Source organism: Holdemania sp. (genome assembly GCF_986127675.1).
The window spans coordinates 1-13,534 of the sequence record NZ_CFQZWI010000082.1; the positions used below are offsets into that span (position 1 = coordinate 1).

At 50.6% G+C, this 13,534-nt stretch carries 14 protein-coding genes; 12 read left to right on the forward strand and 2 right to left on the reverse strand.

Annotated features, from left to right (window positions below; all coding sequences use genetic code 11):
- The first annotated feature begins 82 nt into the window (after window positions 1-82).
- From AC5OW4_RS11575 to dhaS, 12 genes are all read left to right on the forward strand, one after another.
- Window positions 83-535, forward strand: a complete 453-nt coding sequence (locus AC5OW4_RS11575; protein ID WP_072684991.1) for a PTS sugar transporter subunit IIA — start codon at window positions 83-85, stop codon at window positions 533-535.
- A 143-nt stretch (window positions 536-678) separates the two neighbouring features.
- On the forward strand, window positions 679-990 hold the full coding sequence (locus AC5OW4_RS11580) for a PTS fructose transporter subunit IIB (RefSeq protein ID WP_072684992.1): 312 nt from the start codon (window positions 679-681) through the stop codon (window positions 988-990).
- 18 nt (window positions 991-1,008) lie between these two features.
- The gene (locus AC5OW4_RS11585; RefSeq protein ID WP_072684993.1) at window positions 1,009-2,103 is read left to right on the forward strand and encodes a PTS fructose transporter subunit IIC; all 1,095 of its coding nucleotides are present in this window, start codon (window positions 1,009-1,011) and stop codon (window positions 2,101-2,103) included.
- A gap of 60 nt (window positions 2,104-2,163) precedes the next feature.
- Window positions 2,164-3,048: a class II fructose-bisphosphate aldolase gene (locus AC5OW4_RS11590; RefSeq protein ID WP_195395409.1), complete on the forward strand. Its 885-nt coding sequence runs from the start codon at window positions 2,164-2,166 to the stop codon at window positions 3,046-3,048.
- A gap of 201 nt (window positions 3,049-3,249) precedes the next feature.
- A complete protein-coding gene (locus AC5OW4_RS11595) occupies window positions 3,250-3,567 on the forward strand; it encodes an AAA family ATPase (RefSeq protein WP_493676993.1) in 318 nt (105 codons plus the stop codon).
- Between the two features lie 24 nt (window positions 3,568-3,591).
- Window positions 3,592-4,476 (forward strand): ATP-binding protein, encoded by an 885-nt coding sequence (locus AC5OW4_RS11600; protein WP_493676994.1) that lies wholly within the window; start codon window positions 3,592-3,594, stop codon window positions 4,474-4,476.
- A 257-nt stretch (window positions 4,477-4,733) separates the two neighbouring features.
- Window positions 4,734-5,411 carry an RpiB/LacA/LacB family sugar-phosphate isomerase gene (locus AC5OW4_RS11605; RefSeq protein ID WP_195395406.1) on the forward strand — a complete coding sequence of 226 codons (678 nt, stop codon included), beginning with the start codon at window positions 4,734-4,736 and terminating at the stop codon, window positions 5,409-5,411.
- A 3-nt stretch (window positions 5,412-5,414) separates the two neighbouring features.
- Entirely contained in the window at window positions 5,415-6,479 is a 1,065-nt protein-coding gene (locus AC5OW4_RS11610) for an iron-containing alcohol dehydrogenase family protein (RefSeq protein WP_195395405.1), read from the forward strand.
- A gap of 61 nt (window positions 6,480-6,540) precedes the next feature.
- Entirely contained in the window at window positions 6,541-7,620 is a 1,080-nt protein-coding gene (uxuA, locus tag AC5OW4_RS11615) for a mannonate dehydratase (protein WP_195395404.1), read from the forward strand.
- Window positions 7,611-9,218: a mannitol dehydrogenase family protein gene (locus AC5OW4_RS11620; protein ID WP_195395403.1), complete on the forward strand. Its 1,608-nt coding sequence runs from the start codon at window positions 7,611-7,613 to the stop codon at window positions 9,216-9,218. The genes uxuA and AC5OW4_RS11620 overlap by 10 nt, the downstream gene beginning before the upstream one ends.
- Before the next feature lie 80 nt (window positions 9,219-9,298).
- Window positions 9,299-10,066: an SDR family NAD(P)-dependent oxidoreductase gene (locus AC5OW4_RS11625; RefSeq protein WP_200798802.1), complete on the forward strand. Its 768-nt coding sequence runs from the start codon at window positions 9,299-9,301 to the stop codon at window positions 10,064-10,066.
- 1,471 nt (window positions 10,067-11,537) lie between these two features.
- On the forward strand, window positions 11,538-12,095 hold the full coding sequence (gene dhaS / locus AC5OW4_RS11630) for a dihydroxyacetone kinase transcriptional activator DhaS (RefSeq protein ID WP_195395400.1): 558 nt from the start codon (window positions 11,538-11,540) through the stop codon (window positions 12,093-12,095).
- A 14-nt stretch (window positions 12,096-12,109) separates the two neighbouring features.
- Here dhaS and AC5OW4_RS11635 read toward each other — a convergent pair whose 3' ends face one another.
- Window positions 12,110-12,343, reverse strand: a complete 234-nt coding sequence (locus tag AC5OW4_RS11635; protein WP_072685004.1) for a hypothetical protein — start codon at window positions 12,341-12,343, stop codon at window positions 12,110-12,112.
- Between the two features lie 168 nt (window positions 12,344-12,511).
- A complete protein-coding gene (trxB, locus tag AC5OW4_RS11640) occupies window positions 12,512-13,426 on the reverse strand; it encodes a thioredoxin-disulfide reductase (protein WP_072685005.1) in 915 nt (304 codons plus the stop codon).
- Window positions 13,427-13,534: the final 108 nt, after the last annotated feature.

The window sequence follows — 13,534 nt, forward strand, 5'->3', positions numbered from 1 at the left end:
ACGACGCTCTTCCGATCTTTTTACAAATATTTAATCAAGTAATTTCAGTAAGCAAAGCTACGATAAGGAGAGAAAACAACGTATGGCATTAGCGGATATTCTGGATGAAAACATCATCGACCTGCATTTAAAGAGCACGACGAAAGACGAAGTGCTCCATGATTTGAGCGCGCACCTGCTGGAAGCGGGCTACATTGAAGACATCGAACAGTTCGTCAAGGACATTTATGTCCGGGAAGCGGAGGGGATTACCGGCATGGGCAACCACATCGCGATTCCTCATGGCAAAAGTCATGCCGTCAAAAAGATCGGGATCGCGATCGGCCGCTGCGAAAATGAGATCGAATGGGAAAGCTACGACGATGAGCCGATCAATCTGGTCTTCCTGTTCTGCGTCAGCGACGACGCTGATTTCGCGTCCAATCACATGATGCTGCTGGCGGAGCTGGCCGGCAAGCTGGGCAACGACGAACGCGTGGAGAAGCTGCAGAAGGTTACAACAAAGCAGGAGTTGATTAATTTATTCCTCAACTAATGACCAAAATTACCGTAATTTAATCGTTACTTAATCAAAAAATTACCGTAATAAAGTTCCCGCAGTTGTTAAACTAAAGCGCTTGCAACATGATAAATTATGATCATGCCAAAAGAACAAAGACGGATGGGAGGTGAACCCAAATGAAGATTGTAGGAATTACAGCTTGTACCGCAGGCATCGCGCATACCTATATCGTTGCGGAAAAGATTCAGAACGCAGCGGAGGCCGCGGGCCATCAGTGCAAGATCGAAACGCAGGGGACGATCGGCGCACAGAACAAACTGACAGCGGAAGATATCGCCGCGGCGGATGTTGTCATCATCGCGCATGATATCGCTGTCGGCGGAATGGAACGTTTCGCCGGCAAGCCGACCGTTGACATTCCGATCAGCGTCGCGATGAAGAATCCAAAAAGCTTGATCGCCACGATCGAAAAGAAAATCCAAAAATAAAAAGGGGTAGATGAATCCATGAAAAAGTTGAACTTTAAAAAACACATGATGACCGGCATCTCGTACATGATTCCGATGATCGTGGCCGGCGGTATCCTGGGCGCCTTAGCGAAAGGCTTCGGCGGATGGGAAGTCGGCAATTATGCGCCGGAAGCGGGCGCGACCCTCTTCAGCAACCTGAACTGCTTCGACTGGAAACAGTTCTGGTGGATGATTTCCAAATTATCTGACTACGCGATGAGCTTCGGCGTTGCGGTCATGACGGCCGGCGTCTGCTACTCGATCGCTGAACGTCCGGGCATCGTGCCGGGCTTCGTCATCGGTTATGCGGCAAACCAGTCGAAAGCGGGCTTCTTAGGCGGTCTGCTGATGGCGTTTGTGATCGGTTATTTCATCCAGTGGATGAAGACTTGGAAGCTTCCGAAGTGGATGGTCGGCCTGATGCCGGTTATGATTATTCCAGTCATCGCGACCTTTGTCTGCGGCGTGGCCTTCTTCGCGATCGTGGCGAAGCCGATGGCGATTGCCATGAATGCTCTGCAGGGTTGGATCATGAGCCTCAACGGTGGTTCCAAGTTCATCATCGGCGCGGTTATCGGCGCGGGCATGGGCTTCGATATGGGCGGCCCGGTCAACAAGACGGCTTCCATGGCAGCCAATGCGCTGGGTGCTGATGGCATCTACGGACCAATGTCAGCCAAGATCATCGGCGGCATGACGCCACCATGCGGCGTCTTCGTTTCCACTCTGTTAACACCGAAAAAATTCTCGCTGACGGAAAAAGAAACCGCGAAAACCGCATTCCCGATGGGCCTGTGCTTCATTACTGAAGGTGTCCTGCCATTTGCGGCGGCAGATCCGGCCCGCTTCATCCCCGCTTCCATGATCGGTTCAGCGTTAGCCGGCGGCATCGCCGTAGCGATGGGTGTTGAATCCGTTGCCGGCCATGGCGGAATCTTCGTCTTCCCGATGATGACCAACTGGATGTGGGCGGTGATCGCCTTGATTGTCGGCTCGGTTGCGACTGGCGTCATCTATTCGGCGATCAAGAAGCCGAGCGAGGAAGGTCAGGAAGAGGAAGAAGAAATCGTCGACCTGGACATCAACCTGTAAGCTTCACCCTCAATTTCTAAGACATTCGCAATTATATTAAGGAAAGAAAGAAGGAGTCCTATGTTAGTTTCGATGAAGGATATTCTGCAGCACGCGCACAAGCATAATTACGCGGTGATGGCAGTCAACAGCATCAATATGGAAATGGCCCGCGCGGTGATCAGCGCCGCCGAGGAAGAACATTCCCCGATTATCGTCCAGATGGGTCCGGGTCAGATCGGCAAGCATGCGCATCTGACGGAGATCGTTCCACTGGTGAAGGAACTGGCTGAACGCGCCAGCATTCCGGTCGCGTTGAACCTGGATCATGGCGGAAAGCTGGAAGATATGGTCACGGCCATCCACAACGGCTTCACCAGCCTGATGATCGACGCTTCTTCCTATCCTTATGAAGAAAACGTCAAGCGGACCTCGGTTGTCTGCGCGCTGGCGCATCCGCACGGAATTTGCGTTGAAGCGGAGCTGGGTCATGTTGGGCAGGCGGCGGACGGCGACAACAGTAAGGTCGACCTGTATACTAACGTCGAAGAAGCAAAGAAGTTTGTGAAAGACACCGGCTGCGACGCTTTGGCGGTGGCGATCGGCACGGCGCATGGGGATTATCCGAAGGGCTATGTGCCGGTGCTGAACTTTGAACGTCTGGCCGAGCTGAAAAAGGCGCTGGATATGCCGTTGGTTCTGCACGGCGGAAGCGGCAGCGGCGAAGAGAACATCCGCAAGGCCGTCGCCGGAGGCATCAACAAGATCAACGTCTGCACCGACGCTTTCCATGCCGCGAAAAACGCGATGCTAAAGAAGCTGGAGTGCAAACCGAACGCGGATTATCTGGAACTGTGCATGACGGCGGAAGCCGCTGTGAAGCAGTTCGTGAAGGAATATATCCGGGTGATCGGGTCCAACAACCAGTATTTCTACGGTGAATCGGTTTCGACCGGCAACGAATAAATTCTCCCATTTATAAGTAAATAAGCGAGCATCTTACCCAAGGTGCTCGTTTGTTGTTTGTGTGATTTTTTATATGACCAGGAGTCGATATCTAATGAAGGTTATTAAGCAGATGAAAATACAATTTTCTATATTTGATTTATTCGGAAAATACGGATAAAGTAAAGTTATACTTTAAAAATATCGAAAGAAGGTGCTTTCATGTATATTCAAAGACACTTAGAAAATCAGATTTTAAATGCCTCTCGCTATTATCCTGTCATCATGGTTTGCGGTCAGCGTCAGGTGGGAAAACTTACAATGCTGAATCATATCAAGGAACCGGATCGGCGCTATGTCACACTGGATGACGGCAATGCCCGCAGACTGGCAATTCAGGATCCTGCCCTTTTTTTTGAAACTTATGGATCACCGCTGTTGATCGACGAAATCCAACGTGTTCCTTCGCTTCTTTTAGAAATGAAAAAGATTGTCGATGAGAAGGCGCTTGCGGGCGAAGAGAACAACGGGATGTTTTGAATTACCGGATCGCAGAAATTTAAAATGATGCAGGGTGTTTCTGAATCTCTGGCAGGCCGGGTTGCCGTTTTTGATATGGCCGGATTGTCGGCGGCTGAGATCGAGGGACGTCCCGCCGGACTTTTTCAGCCGGATCTAAAATCTTTGCGGGAACGCCTGAAAACCAGCGTGAAGAAGGATATCCATACGATTTATGAGGATATCTATCGTGGAGGCATGCCTAAATTGCGTGTTAGTGATCTTGACAACGATCGTTACTATATGGATTATATCAATACCTATCTTGAACGTGACATTCAAGACTTGGCGCAGGTTGGAAAACTGAATGAGTTTTATGATTTTCTAGTCTTTGTAGCTGCCCGGACGGGGCAGGAGTTGAAATATGATGAAATCGCTAAGACGATTGGCGTTTCCTTGCCGACCGCTAAATCCTGGATATCCATTCTGGAGCGGTCCGGCGTGATTTTTATTCTGCGTCCTTATTTTTCCAACATTTCCAAACGGTTGGTCAAAACTCCTAAAGTTTATTTTATGGATACAGGACTTGCGGCTTATTTATGCCGGTGGCCGAATGCGGAGACCTTGGCGAACGGTGCGATGGATGGTGTCTTCTTTGAAACTTATGTCGTTACGGAAATTGTTAAGAGTTATTACAATGCCGGCAAACCTGTCGATTTGTTCTATTACCGGGATGCGGATAAGAAGGAGATCGACCAGCTTGTTGTGAATGGGGATCAGATCACGCCGATCGAGATTAAGAAAGGCAAGGAACCTTCGAAACCGGATAAGAATTTTAATGTTCTGCAGCAGTTTCATCTCGACGTTCAGCCGGGAATCATTCTATGTTTAAGCGACGAGCTGATTCCGTTTAACCGCCAGTCCTGGTACTGTCCTGTATCAGTACTGTAGTCAAACTGAAAACAATGACCTGGACAGGGGGATTGACCGGATCACCCTAGCTGGAAAACAGGATGAAAAATTACAGAATGAAGTTTTATTGGATCACATTATTTTGCTTTTCCATTTTGGCAGGGCGGATAAACGACAATTTACCACATTAAAATGACGAGGATTGATAATCCGGAACGAATCGTTTATGATACTTTTATAGACAGGAACAGGAAATTGATGTTCCTGTTAAAAAGAAGAAAAGGAGAAACAAACACATGAAAATTGCATTAATGAATGAATTCAGCCAGGCCCCGAAAAACACGATTATTCTGGAACAGCTGAAAGACGTCGTCGAACCGATGGGTCATGCCGTTTATAACACCGCGATGGCAAAACCGCTGCTGGACAAGGACGTTCCGGAAGCGTATACGGAAGAAAATCCACGTCTGACTTATCTGCATCTGGGCATTCAGGCCTGCCTGCTGCTTAACAGCGGCGCGGTGGACTTCGTCGTTACCGGCTGCGGCACCGGCCAGGGCGCGCTGATGTCGCTGAACGCGTATCCGGGCGTTGTCTGCGGCTATTGCATCGAACCGTCAGACGCCTACCTGTTCTTGCAGATCAACAACGGCAACGCACTGTCGATCCCTTATGCCAAAGGCTTCGGCTGGGGCGGCGAGCTGAACATCCACACGATTTTTGAAAAAGCATTTGGTTCTCCGAAGGGCATGGGCTATCCGAATGAGCCGGGCCGCAAGGAATCGCAGAACCGCAACGCCGCGCTGTTAAACGAAGTGAAGGCCGCGGTGGGCAAGCCGGTTCTGGATGGCTTGAAGGCGCTTGATCAGAACATGGTTAAGGAAGCGCTGACGCAGCGGTTCCAGGACTGCTTCTTTGCCGGCTGCCAGAACGCCGAGCTGGAAGCGTATGTACGTGAAGTCTTAGGCAAATAAAGTATGAAAAACGTGACCCTTCCGCGCTATACGATCGGCCCGGACGCACTGAATGATCTGGAACGTGTCGTTTCCGCTTACGGACGCAAAGTGGCGCTGATTCATGGTGCGAAAGCCTATGCCGCCTGTCAGGCGCTGTTAACCCCGGCGCTGGGTTCGCTGGACGTTGTCAGAGAAGTCTGCTATGGGCATGAGGCAACCTATGAGAACGTCGCCAGGCTGACAGAGGATCCGGATGTGCGGCGGGCAGACGTGCTGGTCGGCATCGGCGGCGGCAAATGTCTGGACACGGTGAAGCTGGCCGGCGATCAGCTGGGAAAGCCGGTCGTCACGATTGCGACGATCGCCTCCACCTGCGCGGCAGTAACCAAGATCAGCATCATGTATAACGCCGACGGTTCGTTCAAGGATATTCCAAAGCTGAAGGCCGCGCCGGTACACTGTCTGATCCCGACTTCAGTCATTGCCGAAGCGCCGATTCAGTATTTATGGGCCGGTATCGGCGATACGATGGCGAAGCATGTGGAGTGTACGTTCTCCGCCCGCAACGATTCACTGGATTATGCCAGCGAACTGGGCCGTACGATCAGCGCGATGTGCTTTGAGCCGGTGATCGCCCACGGCGTCAGCGCGCTGCGCGCAGCGAAAAATCAGGAAGTCAGCGACGATCTCGAACAGATCATCCAGAATATCCTGATTTCCACCGGCAGCGTTTCACTGCTTGTCCATCCCAATTACAATTCCGCACTGGCGCACGCTCTGTTCTACGGGTTGACGGTGCGCGAGCATATCGAGAAGAACCATCTGCATGGCGAGGTTGTGTCCTACGGCACGCTGGTGCAGCTGATGATGGACGGTCAGAAGGAAATGCTTCAAAAAGCTTACGCCTTCCACCGTCAAATCGGGCTGCCGGTCTGTCTGGCGGATTTAGAGTTGAGCAAGGACGATCCGTTAAGCGACGTGCTGGAAATGGCGGAAAAGAATCAGGAACTCAACCATGTTCCGTATCCGGTCACCCAGGCGCTGATCCGCAAGGCGATCGACGATCTTGAAAACTACGCAGGCTAAACAGTCTGAACAAAGGGACAAGCCGTCCCTTTTCTTTTAGGTAAAGGAGGAAATAAAACCTATGGAAATGACATTACGCTGGTATGGGACCGGCTACGATTCCGTAACGCTTGAACAAATCCGTCAGATTCCGGGCGTCCGCGGCGTCATCACGACGCTGTATGACACGCTGCCGGGTGAAATCTGGACGCCGGAGCGGATCGCGGCGATGAAAGATGAGGTCGAGGCTTCCGGACTGCGCGTCAGCGGAATTGAAAGCGTCAACGTTCACGATGCGATCAAGGCGGGAACGGCGCGGCGCGACGAAATGATCGATCATTATATTCAGACGCTGGAAAACCTGGGCAAAGCGGACATCCACATGGTCTGTTATAATTTCATGCCGGTTTTTGACTGGACGCGGACCGAACTGGCCCGCAAGCGTCCGGACGGCTCGACGGTATTGGCGTACACGCAGAAAGCGGTGGACGAATTGAATCCGGAAAAGATGTTCGCTTCGATCGGCGCGGATACCAACGGTTTTATCCTGCCGGGATGGGAACCGGAACGGATGGACCGGATCAAGGAATTGTTTGCGCTGTACCGCAGCGTCGATGAGCAGCAGCTGTTTGAAAATCTGCGGATTTTCCTGGAAGCGATCATGCCTGTCTGCGACCGGTATGATATCAACATGGCGATCCACCCGGATGATCCGGCCTGGAGCGTGTTCGGTCTGCCGCGGATTATTATTAACGAGGGCAACATTCAGCGGATGATGAAGATGGTCGACAATCCGCACAACGGCGTGACGTTTTGTTCCGGTTCTTATGGAACAAATCTGGAAAACGATCTGCCGCATATGATCCGCTCGTTAAAAGGTCGGATTCACTTCGCGCATGTCCGCAACCTGAAGTTTAATACGCCGGATGATTTTGAGGAAAGCGCCCATTTGTCCAGCGACGGCAGCTTTGATATGTATGAAATTATGAAAGCGCTGTTCGATATCGGTTTCGACGGTCCGATCCGTCCGGACCATGGCCGGATGATCTGGGGCGAGAAAGCGATGCCGGGCTATGGTCTGTATGACCGGGCGCTGGGTGCGGCTTATCTTAACGGTTTGTGGGAAGCGATTGTCAAAAGCGAGGGATGCGTATGCGATTAACTGATGAAGGACTGAAAGACCGGCAAGGCTGGCTGGATCATGGCTACACGCTGCCGCAATACGACCGCGAGCGGATGCGTCAGGCAACGCTGGCAACGCCGCGCTGGATTCACTTTGGCGCCGGGAATATCTTCCGCGCGTATCAGACGCGGCTGATGCAGCAGCTGATTGAAGACGGGGAAGTTTCGGAAGGTCTGATCGCGGCGGAAGGATATGATGATGAAATCGTCGACGGAATGCTCAATCCGCACGATGATCTGAATATTCTGGTCACGCTGAAAGCCTCAGGCAGCGTGGAAAAAACGGTGATCGGCAGTCTGGCCGCCGCCTTGAAGCTCGATCCGGCCAGCGCGGATTTCACGATGTTAAGAAACTTGTTCATCCAGCCGAGCCTGCAGCTGGCCAGCTTTACGATCACGGAAAAAGGATATCGTGTCCGCGATGAAAAGGACCAGATTCTGCCGGAGATCGCTGCTGAGTTTGAACGGGGGCCGCAGGCGGCGCTCAGCTATATTGGCAAAGTCGCCGCGCTGCTTTCCGCGCGGTATCAAAACGGGGCGCTGCCGATCGCGCTGGTCAGTATGGACAACTGTTCGCACAACGGCGAAAAGCTGAAACAGGCGATTGTGACAATGGCTGAAGGCTGGACGCGCGCAGGCAAGACTGAAGCGGGCTTTCTGGACTATGTGCAGGATGAAGGCCAGGTCAGTTTCCCATGGACGATGATCGACAAGATTACGCCGCGGCCGGATCCGGCGATTGAAGCGTTATTGAAGCAGGATGGGGTGGAGGATGTCAGTCCGATCGTCACGGCCAGGCATACCTACATCGCGCCGTTTGTCAACGCCGAGGAGTGCGAGTATCTCGTCGTTGAGGACCGCTTCCCCAACGGCCGTCCGCCGCTGGAAAAAGCCGGCGTGATGTTCGCGGACCGGCAGACGGTGGAACAGGTGGAGCGGATGAAGGTTTCGACCTGTCTGAATCCGGTGCATACCGGTCTGGCGGTGTTCGGCTGTCTGCTCGGCTTCACCAAGATCAGTGCGGAAATGCAGGATCCGGATTTAAAGCGGCTGGCGGAACGGATCGGCCGGGTGGAAGGGCTGCCGGTTGTGACAAACCCGAAAATTCTGGCGCCTGAACAATTTCTTGACGAAGTGCTGACACTGCGCATCCCGAATCCCTTTATGCCGGATACGCCGCAGCGAATTGCGACCGATACCTCACAGAAGCTGGGCGTGCGGTTTGGCGAAACCGTCAAGGCGTATATGAAGGAAGGCCGCCCGCTTTCCGATTTAAAGGCGATCCCGTTGGTCTATGCCGGATGGCTGCGTTATCTGTTGGGGATTGATGATCAGGGGCAGCCGATGTCGTTAAGCCCGGACCCATTGCTGGACACGCTGCGGCCGCTGCTGGAAGGCATTACGCTGGGTCAGACCTGCCCGCCGCTTACCGGCGTTCGCGCTATTTTAAAGAATTCCGCGATTTTCGGACTGGATCTGGAAGATGCAGGTCTTATCGAACGGGTGGAAGATTTGTTGACCGCAATGCTGCAAGGTCCGGGCGCTGTGCGGCGGATTTTGCATGAACAGTTGGATTGAGCGACTTGTGAAAAAATAAATGAAGGATACAAAACACGGAATTTGTGCTATTGTTAGGGTAACGAGTGAGGAGGATGAATATGATTTATAAAGAAGGATTGCTAAAGGGCAAGGTCGCATTAGTGACCGGGGCAAATCGAGGCTTAGGCTATGCGATGTGCGTTGGTCTGGCGGAAAACGGCGCGGATATTTTCAACATCGGCCATGGCGACGATGCGAATATCCGGGAAGCGATTGAAAAGATCGGCCGCGGTTATCATTACATGAAGGCAGATTTATCGAAGCCGACCAAAGCGCTGACCGATGCGATCGTCGCGGAAGTCGTCAACGTTTATGGTCATCTGGATATTCTGCTGAACAACGCCGGCGTCAACCGCCGCGCACCGTTTCTGGAATACGCCGAAGCGGATTGGGATTACACGCTGAATTTGAATCTGAAGCAGGTCTTTTTGCTTTCACAAAGTGCAGCCAACCAGATGGTAAAGCAGGGAACCCGCGGTAAAATCATCAACATCGCAAGCATGCTTTCCTTTACCGGCGGCATCCTCGTACCGGCCTACACCGCCAGCAAATCGGCGATCATGGGGCTGACGAAGGAAATGGCCAACGAGCTGTCAAGCAAGGATATCAACGTCAACGCCATCGCGCCGGGCTACATGAAGACGCCGCTGACGCAGGCGATGCAGGACGATCCGGTCCGCAACAAAGAAGTGCTCGACCGGCTGCCGATCGGCTACTGGGGCGATCCGTCCGTGCTGCAGGGACCGGTGGTCTTTTTGGCGAGCGAAGCTTCCGACTATATCTGCGGCGCGACAATTCCTGTTGACGGCGGCTGGCTGGCGCGCTAAAGAAGTTATCGAATCGAAGATTGAATCCAAGGCCGGTTTTTCTCTGCGGGAAGCCGGTCTTTTTCATTTCACAAGCTCTTGCCATTAGAACTTCATGAGTCCGAAATTGGAAGGACATTCGGCTTTATGCCGAAGACAGGGATTGTCAACACCAGGAAAAAGATCTCGGAACGGTTTGGCTTCGAAAACAAAATCCCTTAGCGGCACTGGGATGAGTTTTACTAAAGATCTCTTTTCGATTGCGGTGAAAGCAAACTTCAGGATTTTCATTTGAAACTTTTAATTGATATTCACCGACCTATAGCATATAATAACATTGTAAATGACACTCGGTGCGGAAGAAAACTCACGATTTATCGTGAGTTTTTTCTATACTTAGATTTTTTATCATGTTTAAATATTTTTTCCTATCTGATTTTTTTCTTAACTCATGTGTTTTAGGATTATAGAATCTGTTTAATATTTCCAGACTATTGCAATGCATTACACAGTTTCTAATGGATACTAGACAAAACACTTTATCAATAAAATCAGGGACTTTATCAACATTAAATTTCATTTGAAACTTTTTTAAATCCTGAAAAATTCTGTTTTGCATTGAATTGTCAAGGCAAGTAAAGACGGTTAGCATATCTCCTAAACTCATTCTATCAAAAAAGCAATAAACATCAGCATATTTAAAAATATCTTTTTTTTAGAGCATTTATGCGATTGCTCATGTGTTCAATTCTATTTTCCTTATATTTCGACGTTAAAAAAGCAAATTTTAAGTTTAATTTAACAAGAAATAATTCCAACTGGTTTGAATCTTGGATTTTACAGACTGTAAGAACATTATAAGCGACGCTGGTTTTAAAATGTATTTCAAAATCTAATATGTTTGTAATGATAATAGGATAAGACTTTCTTTCATTGATAAAGAAATTATAGTACTCCTGAAATTCTATATCTCTCTCGTATACATGTCTTCCGTTTGCTTTTTCAACTTCTTTCTTGTTATTTAATTTAGCGAATCTATGTTTAAACGGAGTAATTACATTAATGTAGTTATATTCTAGCAGCTTGTTTCCTGCGTTTTCTTTATTCATCTCATTAAATTGAACTCTTTTATGTTCATTTAAATATTGTAATTGCTCGGAAATAGTTTTGGCTTGCTTATATTACTGGAAATTACTTTTATCCATTTCGCCCCTTCTTCCTAATACCTATTTAATTATAGTGGATGTGATAATTAATACCAATATTAATTTTAAATAGAAAGTATTCAGTGTTTTAAAATCCTTACGCTCTTTTACAGAGATCAGAGGCTGCAGCACTCCGTAAAATAACCGAGCTTGGATCAAAATCCCATTTATCAGAAGCGGGTATGCTTCATTCTTTCCCTTTTGATCAAAATAGCTTACAATAAAGCTATCATAGAAACAGGATTTGCGGCCGAGAGTCGGGCAAGTGCAGATCCGGGAGGCAGGACATGGCGGATCTGACGAAAAAAGCGATCGCGGAAGGCTTGAAAGAATTATGTCATCACAAGGACTTTAACAAGATTTCAGTGCGGGACATTACGGAACAATGCGGACTGAATCGTCAGACGTTTTATTACCATTTTCAGGATAAATACGAATTGCTGGACTGGATTTATTATCAGGAAGGGTTTGTTTATCTGGCCAGCGACGTGACCTTTGACAACTGGCATCAGCACATGGAAAAGCTGCTGACCATGATGCGCGAAAATCAGATCTTCTATGAGAATACGATCAGCGCTTCGCCGCAGTGTTTTGAGGATTATCTGTTTCAGATCACCTGCACGCTGTTTGAAGAAGCGATCCGCCGTCTGGATGGGAGCCTGCGGCTGCAGGAGGCGGATGTGCGGCTGTATTCCCGCTTTTACAGCTATGGAATGTGCGGGATTATCTGTGACTGGGTCCGGGGCGGAATGAAGGAAAGCCCCAAATCCCTGTCGCTGCGGATTCGGAAATTGGCCAACGACAGCGAGAAAATGGCGAATCTGCGTCTGCAGGGGCAGTTCTGAATCAAAGAAAAAGGCTAGATCCGATGGATCAGCCAGGCTGTCGTGTCTTCGATACTCGTCTTTTTTAATAGATTGAAGCATTCTTCACTGATCAGCGATCTGTCATATTCCGGCAGATCCTTTTTTTTCAGCGTGCAGGTCAGATCGACGAGATTGCGGGCGGTCTGCCTTCCGGATTTGCCGCGGCGCAGCCGATGGCGGGCGGCGGTTTCCAAAAGTGATTGCTTCAGCTTTGCGTCCAATGACATTTCCTATCCCTTGCTTTCTGAAATTATCATACGTGAACAGACAGGATTTGCCTATAAGCAGTTTGCGCGTTGTGTCGTAATTTCAGACAAATTTCGACGCGCAGAAAAGGCCGCGGAAAACCGCGGCCGTCAAATATGTTATGAAATTATGAAATGAGGAACGGAAGCTTACAGGGAAGCGAGGTATTCCTCAACAAAGTGGCTGGCGACCGCGCCGTCACTGGCGGCGGTGATGACCTGCCGCAGCGCTTTGGTGCGCACGTCGCCGATCGCGAAGACACCCGGCAGCGAGGTTCTCGTCGTTTCATCCGCGGCGATGTATCCATGATCCAGTTTCAGCTGTCCTTCAAACAAAGCGGTGTTGGGCAGCTGGCCAACCGCGACGAAGACGCCGTCGCATGCGATTTCCTGCAGCTCGCCGCTGAACTTGTCGCGCAACCGCAGACCGGTGACCTTTTGATCATGCAGAATGGCATCGACCGTGCTGTTCCAGATGAATTCCAGATTATCGCAGCTCTGCAGCGGATTGAGGTAAACCCGGTCGGCCCGCAGTGTGTCGCGCCGGTGAATCAGGATCACCTTTTCGCAAATCCGCGAGAGAAACAAAGCATCCGCCGCCGCGGTGTTGCCGCCGCCGATCACCGCGACCGTCTTGCCCTTATAAAACATGCCGTCGCACGTCGCGCAGTACGCTACACCGCGCCCAACCAGTGAATCCTCTTCCGGTACGCCCAATTTCCGCGCCGACGCGCCGGTCGCCAGAATCACGGCGTCCGCCGTCAGCTCGCGGCTGTCGGTCACAATCTTCTTGGGGACTGCGGTTAAATCCACGGAAAGCACTTCTTCCAAATAAGTTTCTGCGCCGAACCGTTCCGCCTGCGCCTGCATTTTCATGCCCAGCTCAAAACCATCGACGCCTTCGTCAAAACCCGGGTAATTGTCGATCTGCGCGGTGGTCGCCATCTGGCCGCCGGCCGACAATTTTTCCAGGATTACAGTGCGGAAACCAGCCCGGGCGCAATACAGCGCCGCCGTGTATCCGGCGGGGCCGCCGCCTAAAACAACGACTTGTACGTGTTCCATCATCAGATCCCCTGTTCTTCCAGCCAGCTCATGATCGCGCCGCGGGAAGGCGGATTGACCAGCGTAGATCGGAAGAGCGTCGTGTAGGGAAAGAGTGTAGATCTCGGT